The 10,908-nt window shown below is 52.6% G+C and carries 9 protein-coding genes, 1 tRNA gene, 1 pseudogene and 1 other annotated feature; all 11 genes and pseudogenes read left to right on the forward strand.

All coding sequences use genetic code 11. The annotated features are described in order from the left end of the window. Positions 1 to 924 (forward strand): elongation factor Tu (locus Q0X25_RS05285; RefSeq protein WP_298579577.1); only part of this gene is annotated, 924 nt, incomplete at its 5' end. Between the two features lie 300 nt (positions 925 to 1,224). Further along, the gene (rpmG, locus tag Q0X25_RS05290; protein WP_021734649.1) at positions 1,225 to 1,374 is read left to right on the forward strand and encodes a 50S ribosomal protein L33; all 150 of its coding nucleotides are present in this window, start codon (positions 1,225 to 1,227) and stop codon (positions 1,372 to 1,374) included. 15 nt (positions 1,375 to 1,389) lie between these two features. Beyond that, a tRNA-Trp gene (locus Q0X25_RS05295) sits at positions 1,390 to 1,465 on the forward strand. A gap of 91 nt (positions 1,466 to 1,556) precedes the next feature. After that, positions 1,557 to 1,925, forward strand: coding sequence for a preprotein translocase subunit SecE (gene secE, locus Q0X25_RS05300; RefSeq protein ID WP_298579581.1), 369 nt, complete (start codon positions 1,557 to 1,559; stop codon positions 1,923 to 1,925). 2 nt (positions 1,926 to 1,927) lie between these two features. Continuing rightward, positions 1,928 to 2,476 (forward strand): transcription termination/antitermination protein NusG, encoded by a 549-nt coding sequence (gene nusG / locus Q0X25_RS05305; protein WP_298579584.1) that lies wholly within the window; start codon positions 1,928 to 1,930, stop codon positions 2,474 to 2,476. Positions 2,477 to 2,570: 94 nt separating this feature from the next. After that, positions 2,571 to 2,999 carry a 50S ribosomal protein L11 gene (gene rplK, locus Q0X25_RS05310; RefSeq protein ID WP_298579587.1) on the forward strand — a complete coding sequence of 143 codons (429 nt, stop codon included), beginning with the start codon at positions 2,571 to 2,573 and terminating at the stop codon, positions 2,997 to 2,999. A 91-nt stretch (positions 3,000 to 3,090) separates the two neighbouring features. Further along, on the forward strand, positions 3,091 to 3,798 hold the full coding sequence (rplA, locus tag Q0X25_RS05315; RefSeq protein WP_298579590.1) for a 50S ribosomal protein L1: 708 nt from the start codon (positions 3,091 to 3,093) through the stop codon (positions 3,796 to 3,798). A 282-nt stretch (positions 3,799 to 4,080) separates the two neighbouring features. After that, positions 4,081 to 4,214, forward strand: a sequence feature (ribosomal protein L10 leader region). Between the two features lie 54 nt (positions 4,215 to 4,268). Then, a complete protein-coding gene (rplJ, locus tag Q0X25_RS05320) occupies positions 4,269 to 4,790 on the forward strand; it encodes a 50S ribosomal protein L10 (RefSeq protein ID WP_298579592.1) in 522 nt (173 codons plus the stop codon). Between the two features lie 82 nt (positions 4,791 to 4,872). Further along, complete coding sequence (gene rplL / locus Q0X25_RS05325) at positions 4,873 to 5,253, forward strand: 50S ribosomal protein L7/L12 (protein ID WP_021626915.1); 381 nt, start codon at positions 4,873 to 4,875, stop codon at positions 5,251 to 5,253. Between the two features lie 561 nt (positions 5,254 to 5,814). After that, a complete protein-coding gene (locus Q0X25_RS05330; RefSeq protein ID WP_298579595.1) occupies positions 5,815 to 9,324 on the forward strand; it encodes a DNA-directed RNA polymerase subunit beta in 3,510 nt (1,169 codons plus the stop codon). A 5-nt stretch (positions 9,325 to 9,329) separates the two neighbouring features. Continuing rightward, positions 9,330 to 10,908 (forward strand): annotated as a pseudogene (locus Q0X25_RS05335) (DNA-directed RNA polymerase subunit beta'); the annotation flags it as partial.

A 10,908-nucleotide genomic window follows, 5' to 3' on the forward strand; every position in this document is an offset into this window, starting at 1 on the left:
CAGATGGACGGTGCAATCCTCGTTATCGCAGCAACCGACGGCCCCATGGCCCAGACTCGTGAGCACATCCTACTCGCCCGTCAGGTCGGCGTTCCTTACATCATCGTCTTCCTGAATAAGTGCGACATGGTCGATGACGACGAGCTTATCGAGCTCGTTGAGATGGAGACCCGTGACCTTCTCTCCGAGTATGACTTCCCCGGAGACGACCTGCCCATCATCCGTGGTTCTGCTCTCAAGGCTCTTGAGTCCACCAGCACCGATCCCGATGCTCCTGAGTACAAGTGCATCTGGGAGCTCATGGATGCAGTCGATTCCTACATCCCCACGCCTGCCCGTGACAACGAGAAGCCCTTCCTGATGGCTATCGAGGACGTCATGACCATTTCTGGTCGTGGTACCGTTGCTACCGGTCGTGTCGAGCGCGGCGAGCTTAAGCTCAACGAGCCTGTCGAGATTGTTGGTATCAAGGAGACCCAGAAGTCTGTTGCTACCGGCATCGAGATGTTCCGTAAGACCATGGACTTCTGCGAGGCTGGCGACAACGTTGGTATCCTGCTCCGTGGTGTCAAGCGTGAGGACATCGAGCGCGGTCAGGTCCTCTGCAAGCCCGGTAGCGTTACTCCTCACCACGCATTCACCGGTGAGATTTATGTTCTGACCAAGGACGAGGGTGGTCGTCACACGCCGTTCTTCTCTGGCTACCGTCCTCAGTTCTACTTCCGCACCACCGACGTCACTGGCGACATTCAGGAGCTCACCGACGCTAACGGTACCAAGGTTGAGATGGCTATGCCTGGCGACCACGTCACCATCAAGGCTGACCTGATTCACCCCATCGCTATGGAGCCTGGCCTCAAGTTCGCTATCCGTGAGGGCGGCCACACCGTCGGCGACGGTCGTGTTTCCACCATCATCAGCTAGTACTTTTGTAGATAGTCCTAACCCGGCATCCCTGTGGTGCCGGGTTTTTTTATGCCAGAGTAGGGAAGTAGATCTATCCCTTAGGAAGCAGATCTATCTAGGACCTAACATTTTGTAAAAGAGCTTGCCTTGAACCTCATGCGGCCCTCTACAAGGGCAGCTGTGCACTTCCAAGCTTTGATAATTCTGTGATGTATGCAAGCAGACTAATCATTTCTTGACAAAGTGCTGCATAAGCTGCTAATGTTTTCAACCGCGTCACTAACGAGTCACGTTTGTGGCTTTGTAATAGGAGGAGTTATGCGTACACTGGTTACTCTCGCCTGCACCGAGTGCAAGCGTCGCAACTACACCACCAAGAAGAACAAGTCGAACAACCCTGATCGTCTTGAGATGAAGAAGTATTGCCCGTGGTGTCACAAGCATACCCTTCACAGGGAGACCCGCTAAAATAGGGTCATACATAGGCCAGTAGTTCAGTTGGTAGAGCGACGGTCTCCAAAACCGTATGTCGAGGGTTCGAGTCCTTCCTGGCCTGCCAGAAATACCACCGGCTATCACCCCTTGGGTGCTGGCCGGTTTGCATGATAAAGACGAAGTTTTACCCATGAGAGCCCGGAAGAGGTTCGCGAATGTCGAACAAGGATCGTAACAAGAGAAGCGTCCGCAAAGCCCGCGCCGCAGAGCGTGAGAGGGTTGCCGAGGCTCAGGCTGCGGCAAGCACAGAGGAGCCCAAGGCAAAGCAGCGCCTTGCCAAGTCTTCGTCTTCTAAGGCTGCAAAACCCGCCAAAGCAAAAAAGACTGGTTTCTTTGGCCGCATTCGCAACTATTTTGCCGATGTGCGGTCTGAGATGCATCGCGTCACGTGGCCTTCTAAGGACGAGCTACGCAATTGGTCTGTTGGCGTTATTGTCACCTTAGTTATCTTTGGCATTTGTGTTTGGCTTGTTGATATGGGCTTCGTCTCCATATTGGTTGGCTTTACGGGCCTGAGGGGGTAGTCATGGCAAAGCGTTGGTATGTCGTTCACACCTATTCAGGCTATGAAAACAAAGTCAAAACTGACCTTGAGCACCGTATTGATACCCACAACATGAGGGATCAGATTGTTGATATCCAGATTCCTATGGAGGAGGTTACCAAGCTCAAGGAAGGTGGCGAGCGTATCACCAAGGACGAGAAGGTCTTTCCTGGCTATGTCCTTGTGCGCATGGAGATTGATGACAACACCTGGGCTGTTGTCCGCAATACCCCTGGCGTAACGGGTTTTGCTGGCATTGGCGGCAAGCCTACACCCTTGCGTCGTAGCGAGTACAACAAGATTATGCGTCGCATCAATCCTCGCAGCGATTCTGCTGCTCCCGCCAAGATTACAACCACCGACATTGAGGTAGGTCAGTCCATTCACGTTGTCTCTGGTCCTTTGGCTGATTTTGACGGTACCGTGTCTGAAATTATGCCTGAGTCTGGCAAGATCAAGGTAATGCTTACCATCTTTGGTCGCGAGACGCCCGTCGAGCTCACCATGGATCAGGTTGCTTCGATTAATTAGTAGTTTGGCTTCAATACGGGTCCGACATCGGTGAGGATTGCTTCTCGTACCCGTTTGCAGATAGCAAGTTCGAGACTTACACAGGAGGCATCCAATGCCCAAAAAGAAGGTTACACACTTTATTAAGCTTCAGATTCCCGCTGGTCAGGCAAATCCTGCACCTCCCGTTGGTCCTGCACTGGGCGCTGCTCAGGTTAACATCATGCAGTTCTGCCAGGCATTCAATGCGCAGACCAAGGACAAGATGGGCGACGTAGTGCCCGTTGAGATTACTGTTTTTGAGGATCGTACTTTTGAGTTTGTTCTCAAGACTCCTCCCGCAGCCTTTCTTATCAAAAAGGAGCTTGGTCTCAAGAGCGCTTCTGCCGTACCCCAGCGCGACAAGGTGGGCCAGCTTACCGACGAGCAGCTGACCAAGATTGCTGAAATTAAGATGCCCGACCTCAATGCTAATGATATCGATGCTGCAAAAAAGATTGTTGCGGGCACTGCTCGCTCCATGGGCGTCACCATTGCTGAGTAGCTTTATGTAGTAGTTTTTCTCGCAAGCGGATTGGCCGTGAGCGAGTGTTGATGTGGGAGGGCACGCCGCCCGTTGACCACAAGGAGGAACAATGGCAAAGCACGGTAAGAAATACAACGAGGCTGCAGCAAAGTTTGATTCAAGCAAGCTGTACACCCCCATGCAGGCAATGAATCTCGTCAAAGACCTTGCAGGCGCAAAGTTTGATGAGAGCGTTGACATTGCAATTCGCCTAGGTGTTGATACCCGTAAGGCCGACCAGAACGTTCGTGGCTCTATCAGCCTTCCCAATGGCACCGGCAAGTCTGTCCGCGTTGCTGTTTTTGCTGAGGGCGAGAAGGCTCGCGAGGCTCAGGAGGCCGGCGCTGACATCGTGGGCGCTGATGATCTTGTTGCTGAGATTCAAAAGGGCAACATCGACTTTGACGCAGTCATCGCTACTCCCAATATGATGGGCAAAGTTGGTCGTCTCGGCCGTATACTTGGCCCCCGTGGCTTGATGCCCAACCCCAAGCTGGGTACGGTCACCATGGACGTTGCAAAGATGGTGAGTGAGCTTAAGGCTGGTCGTGTTGAGTATCGTGCTGACCGCTATGGCATCTGCCATGTTGCCATGGGCAAAGTTTCCTTCGAGGCGTCCAAACTTGCAGAGAACTATGGCGCTCTCCTCACCGAGCTGCTGCGCGTGAAGCCCTCTTCTGCAAAGGGTCGTTATGTCAAGTCTGTTGTGGTCTCTTCCACCATGGGCCCTGGCATCAAGATTGACTCGTCCATTACGCGCGACTTCCTCGAGGCCTAAGTCTCGGCTTCGCATATGCAAGCTTTAGCACCCCGCAGTTCATCTAAGAACTGCGGGGCTCTTTTTTGTCAAGCAGAGCGCCTCGGCTGTGCGCAGCGTTGGCTCTGTCATTTTATCTGCCATCCTTAGGTAAAACTGCTAGTATGACTTGCCTCATAACGCAGTGGTCTCTAATGCAGCGCACTCGAAACACGCAGAAATTGTGACCCTTTGCAGCATTTCGTCGGCACGCAAAACCTCCGACTTGACGGGTTGTGTCTTGCGTGCAAGAATGACTAACGGTAAAAAGCACGTCCGCTGCCAGAGACAGCCGGTGCCGCAAGGCTTAAAGGGGAGACCCGCCTGCCGAGGTGGTCATTAGAATGTACTTTCTAAGACCCCGCCTGGCACGCCAGGTGGGGTCTTTGCGTATGCAGGGCCCGCCAGCACCGGCGGCGCGTGCCCGATTGCATGCAAGGGAGGTGTAACTCATGCCAGCTCAGTCCAACAAGGACATGTTCGAGAAGATCAAGGCTGATGTCGAGGCTTCTGAAGGCCTGTTTGTCATTGATTATCGCGGACTGTCCGTCAAGCAGACCCAGCAGCTGCGTCGTAGCCTCACCGAGGCGGGCGCACACATGAAGGTCTACAAGAACAACATTGTCAGGATTGTTCTCGAAGAGGCAGGTAAGCCCGACATCAGCGAGTCGTTGCAGGGTACCTGTGCGTATGTTTTCTTTGACAAGGATCCTGTCGATACCGCAAAGGCTTTGAAGGAGCAGGCCCAGAAGCTCGGAAAGATCGAGTTTATCAGCGCTATTGCTGATGGCCAGGCTCTTGATGCCGAGGGTGCCAAGGCTTATGCAGAACTGCCCAGTCGTGATGAACTTATCGCTAAGCTCGTTTACGTTATCGGCAGCCCGCTGTCCGGTATTGCCCAGGTCGCTGCAGGTCCCGCAAGAGGCCTTGCCACGGTCCTTCAGGCTATCGCCGATCAGAAGAACGCTGCATAGCTCGTATGATTGTACGTCGCGCGCAAAGCGCATTTGTTGTTAACCAGGGCACCTGCGTGCCCACCATAAAAGGAGAAATGACATGGCTGTCACCAAGGAAGAGATCATTGAGGCCCTAAAGGAGATGCCCGCTCTCGAGCTTTCTGAGCTGGTTCACGAGCTGGAGGACGTCTTTGGCGTTTCTGCAGCTGCTCCCGTTGCTGTTGCTGCTGCTCCTGCAGCTGGCGCTGCTGCTCCCGCTGAGGAGGAGAAGACCAACTTTGACGTTGAGCTTACCGCTTTCGGTAGCAACAAGATTGCTGTCATCAAGGTTGTCCGCAAGCTCACCGGCCTTGGCCTGAAGGAGGCAAAGGAGAAGGTTGAGTCCGCTCCCGCAGTCCTGCTCGAGGGTGCTAACAAGGACGACGCTGAGGCTGCCAAGAAGGAGCTCGAGGAGTCTGGTGCCACCGTCACCCTGAAGTAAATTTGCTCTTTTAACATATTGCTTTTGCGGGTGAAAGCTCGTGACTGAGGCCACGAGGACCTCACCGAACACAGAGTCCGGGATTTATCTCGGACTCTGTTTTTGTGACGAATCATTTGCGGCTCATTTGCGGATTGTTACTAGGTCGCCCAACCGTAGATGGTTCATCCTTCGGTCACTTATCCTATAGATGGTTCGTTCTTCGGTCTTGCGGCCGACAAAAGCCCAGGTAAAAACATTTTGAAAACCGAGAGATGCTCCATCTGTTTATGAGCATGGCAAAATGGAGATGGCGGGATGGACAAACTGCCGATACTGTTTATGAGCATGGCAAAATGAGCGTGACGAAGCAGGCAAACTTCCGACGCCGTACAGGCGTGGTAAGCATGGCAAAACAGGCAAGATGCCGACACATCGCCTCCACAGTTGACCTGCGAAAACGCTCTTCTAGTATTTTTCTCCAATAAAGTCAAGCAAATTCTTGACGAAAGAGGAACTCTTCGGTACTTTATTAGATTGCGAAAAGTGCCATCTTTTACTCTTTTAAGGAGGATACGCCTGGTGTCTACCGCAAAATCTTCCCAGCGTCTGCAGTCCGAGCGTAGCAGGGTTAGCTTCAGCAAGATTCCCGCGTCTATGGAGCTGCCTAATCTTATCGCAGTTCAGAAGGAGTCGTTCGAGCGTTTCATGGGCGATGGTATCGCCGAATCGCTCTCTGAGTTCTCTCCGATTGAGAACTCTGCGGGCACAATGGAGGTTACCTTTGGTGACCATCAGTTTGGTGATGCTCCAGCAACTATTGCCGAGTGCCGCGCCAAGGATATTACCTATCAGGCACCTCTCTTTGTCAATGTGCGCTTCCTCAACAAAGAGTCTGGCGAGATTAAAGAGCAGCTCGTCTTCATGGGCGACTTCCCCCTGATGACCGAGCGTGGCACTTTTGTCATTAATGGCACCGAGCGTGTCGTTGTCTCCCAGCTTGTCCGCTCGCCTGGCGTCTACTTCTCTCATGAGGTTGACAATGGTATGGACGTACATCACGTGCAGTTTATTCCTGCTCGTGGCGCATGGCTGGAGTTTGAGATCGATAAGCACGGTCATTTGGTAGTTTCTATCGACCGCAAGCGTCGCCAGTCTGCAACCGTCTTTCTGCGTGCATTGGGCATCGCGGAGGACGATGACGAGATTTTGAATCTGTTGGGTGATTCTAACGTTGTTCGCAGCACTCTTGAGCGCGATGTCTCTACCAATCGCAATGATGCTCTGCTTGAGATCTATCGTCGTCAGCGTCCGGGTGAGCCTCCCACGGTTGAGTCTGCTCGCTCGCTCATCGATGGCCTTTTCTTCAACAACCAGCGCTATGACCTTGCGCGCGTGGGTCGTTACAAGATCAACAAGAAGCTTGGTCTTGATGGCGATTCTCGTATCATTACTGCTGAAGACATCGTGACTGCTCTTAGGTACCTGCTTGCACTGCATGCCGGTGAAGCAGATCACACACTTGATGATATTGACCACTTTGGCAACCGTCGTGTGCGCACCGTTGGCGAGCTTGTGCAAAACCAATTCCGTATTGGTATGAGCCGTATGGAGCGTGTCATTCGTGAGCGTATGGCTAGCCAAGATCCCAATGACATCACACCACAGTCGCTGATTAATATTCGTCCCATCGTGGCAGCTATCAAAGAGTTCTATGGTTCTTCTCAGCTGTCTCAGTTTATGGATCAAAACAACCCGTTGTCGGGTCTGACTCACAAGCGTCGTCTATCAGCGCTTGGACCTGGCGGTCTTGCAGGTCATAAGTCTGGCTCCAGCCGTCGTACCAATGTGCCGACTGCTGTTCGTGACGTTCACAACTCTCACTATTCTCGCATGTGCCCCATCGAGACACCCGAAGGCCCCAACATTGGCCTGATTGGCTCGCTTGCTCTGTATGCGCATGTCAATGAATACGGTTTTATCGAGGCTCCGTATCGTCGCGTTGTAGATGGTAAGGTTACCAATGAAATTGATTGGATGACGGCAGACGAGGAAGAGAATCACAAGATTGCTCCCGCTGATGTTCCTACAGACCCCAAGACTGGTCGTTTTGTTGCGCTGCACTCCAACGGCGAGATCTATGAGCCCGATGCGGTAGTTGCTCGTACCCGCAACTTTGACGGTTCCTTCGGTGCGCCCGAGCAGGTGCCCGTTGAGGAAATCGACTACATGGACGTCTCGCCACGTCAGATGCTTTCTGTCGCAGCAAATCTCATCCCCTTCTTGGAGCACGATGACGCAAAGCGTACTTTGATGGGTGCAAACATGCAGCGTCAGGCTGTGCCTTTGCTGCGCACCACTGCTCCTTTTGTTGGCACTGGTCTTGAGCACCGTGCTGCTAAGGATTCTGGTGAGTTGATTGTTGCCGAGCATGCTGGCACGGTGGTTGAGGTTGATGCTTCCCATGTAGTGCTTGATACTGCTCAGGGTCCTGAGACCTACGAGCTTCCCAAGTTCCAGCGTTCCAACCAGTCCACCTGCATCAATCACCGTCCTATTGTTCAGGTGGGTCAGCAGATTGAGGTGGGTGATGCGCTCTCTGATGGTCCTTCTATCGACCATGGTGAGCTGGCGCTGGGTGCCAACCTTACCGTTGCCTACATGCCTTGGGAAGGCTATAACTACGAAGACGGCATTATTGTTTCTGAGCGTGTTGTGCATGAAGATCTGCTCACTTCGGTTAACATTTCTCGTCACGAAATTGATGCACGTGATACCAAGCTCGGTCCCGAGGAAATTACCCGCGAGATTCCTAACCTTTCTGAGGACATGCTTGCCAACCTCGATGACGATGGCATTATTCGCATCGGCGCTGAAGTCCGTCCTGGCGATATTTTGGTGGGTAAGGTTACCCCCAAGGGCGAGACTGCGCTGACCGCCGAGGAGCGCTTACTTCGCGCAATCTTTGGCGCCAAAGCTCACGATGTCCGCGATACCTCCCTTAAGATGCCCCATGGCGCTTATGGTCGTGTTGTTGACGTGGTCCGCTTTAGCCGTGAGGCTGGCGATGACCTCCCGCCTGGAGTTAATGAGCTTGTCCGCGTCTTTGTCGCGCAACGTCGCAAGATTCAGCAGGGCGATAAGATTTCTGGCCGTCACGGCAACAAGGGTGTTGTCTGCAATGTCTTGCCGGTAGAAGATATGCCTTACATGGCAGATGGTACGCCTGTCGATGTGTTGCTTGATCCTTTGGGCGTTCCTTCTCGTATGAATGTTGGCCAGTTGCTTGAGTGCCACCTTGGTTGGGCTGCAGCTCATGGTTGGGATATTGACAACGCTGATTCTGATAGGGTGGTTGAGGGTCCCTTCTACATCTCGACGCCTGTCTTTGACGGCGCGTCCGACGTCGAGGTTTCCGAGGCTCAGCATCGTTCCAATATCAACATTATGAACAAGGCTAAGCGTATGTACGGCGAGCACATGGATGCTGCAAATGCCGAGGATTTGGCCTTTATCCCGCAGCTTAACAATATGGGCAAAATGCCTCTTTACGATGGCCGTACGGGCGAGAAGTTCAAGAATCCCATTACGGTGGGCACCTCTTATATCCTCAAGCTCGGCCATATGGTAGACGACAAAATTCATGCTCGCTCCACGGGTCCATACAGCTTGGTTACCCAGCAACCTTTGGGTGGTAAAGCTCAGTTTGGTGGTCAGCGCTTTGGTGAGATGGAGGTTTGGGCACTGTACGCTTACGGTGCAGCAAATGTCCTCCGTGAGATTCTTACCGTCAAGTCTGACGATACCAATGGTCGTGTCAAGACTTACGAATCCATTGTCAAGGGCGAAAATATCCCTAGTTCTGGCATTCCTGAGTCTTTCAAGGTTCTGGTGAAGGAGATCCGCTCTTTGGCTCTCAACATTGAACCTATTACCTATAAAAAGCAGGCACCAATCACCCCGGTTTCCGCCGAGGATCAGGTCAAGTCTGTTGTTGATAGTTTTGCTTTTGCAAACAGCACAGACGATCTCATTGGTGCTCCCGCCGCGGAGCCTGTTTTGGCCTCCAACAGCATCGACGATAAGGAGTAGCGAACGTGGCAGATTTCGATACACCCGATTTCGACGCGATCAAGATTTCTCTTGCCTCTGCAGACCAGGTGCGTAGCTGGTCGTACGGTGAGGTAAAGAAGCCGGAGACTATCAACTACCGCACGCTCAAGCCCGAAAAAGATGGTCTTTTCTGTGAGAAGATTTTTGGTCCTGTCAAGGACTGGGAGTGTGCCTGCGGCAAGTATAAGGGCATCCGCTTTAAGGGTATTACCTGTGAGCGTTGCGGCGTAGAGGTTACAACCTCCAAGGTTCGTCGCGAGCGCATGGGTCACATCGAGCTGGCAGCTCCTGTGTCTCATATCTGGTATTTCAAGAGCCCTGCTTCCTTCCCCCTGGCTCGTCTTCTTGATGTCAAGAGCAAGGATTTGGAGAACATCCTCTACTTTGCCAGCTATGTGATTACCGAAGTTGATACCGAGGCTCGTGAGGCTGACGCAGAGGATCTAAAAGAAGAGCTCGCCGCCGATCTTGAGGAGCTTGATGCCGAGCGCGATGACGAGATTGCTCGTCTTATTGCTCAGGGCGAAGCAACAGATGATGAGTTTAGCGAAGTTGAGCCACTCTCTGCTGAGGAGGTTAAGGCAGGATGTGCCGACCTTGAGGCTGAGTATGAGGACGAAAAGAAGCTTCGTCGTGAGGCATATGACAAGTTCATGCAGCTGGAGCCCCGTGAGCTCATCTCCGATGAGTCACTCTTTACTGAGATGAAGCATTACTACTCCATCTATTTCAAGGGTGGAATGGGTGCTGAGGCTGTCCGCGAGCTTTTGCGCAATGTTGACCTTGATACTGAGGTCGAGGAGCTTCGGGCCATCATTGCTGATGAGAATTCTCAAAAGCAAAAGAAGGATCGCGCTGTCAAGCGTCTGGAGATTGTTGATGCTTTCCTCAAGGGTGGTAACGATCCTGCAGATATGATTCTCGATGTTATCCCTGTTATTCCGCCAGATCTGCGTCCTATGGTTCAGCTTGACGGCGGTCGTTTTGCTGCCTCCGACCTCAACGATTTGTATCGTCGAGTCATTAATCGCAACAATCGTCTCAAGCGCCTGTTGGACCTCGACGCTCCCGCCATCATTGTCAACAATGAGAAGCGCATGCTCCAGGAGTCTGTTGACGCACTTTTTGATAATGGTCGTCGTGGTCGTCCCGTCTCTGGGCGTGGTGGTCGTCCCCTCAAATCTCTTGCCGAAGCGCTTAAGGGCAAGCAGGGCCGCTTCCGTCAAAACTTGCTGGGCAAGCGTGTTGACTACTCTGGCCGTTCGGTCATTGTTGTTGACCCTCAGCTCAAGCTACACCAGTGTGGTCTGCCTTCTACCATGGCGCTCGAGCTGTTTAAGCCTTTTGTAATGCGTCGCTTGGTTGAACTCAACCGTGTTGAAAATATCAAGGGTGCAAAGCGCGCTATCGATCGTAGTGAGTCCATTGTTTGGGACGTACTTGACGAGGTCATTAAAGACCGCCTTGTTCTGCTTAATCGTGCACCAACCCTACACCGCCTATCCATCCAGGCTTTTGAGCCAGTCTTGGTTGAGGGCAAAGCAATTCATTTGCACCCGCTCG

This window comes from uncultured Olegusella sp. (assembly GCF_947253395.1).
Taxonomy (GTDB): Bacteria; Actinomycetota; Coriobacteriia; order Coriobacteriales; family Atopobiaceae; genus Olegusella.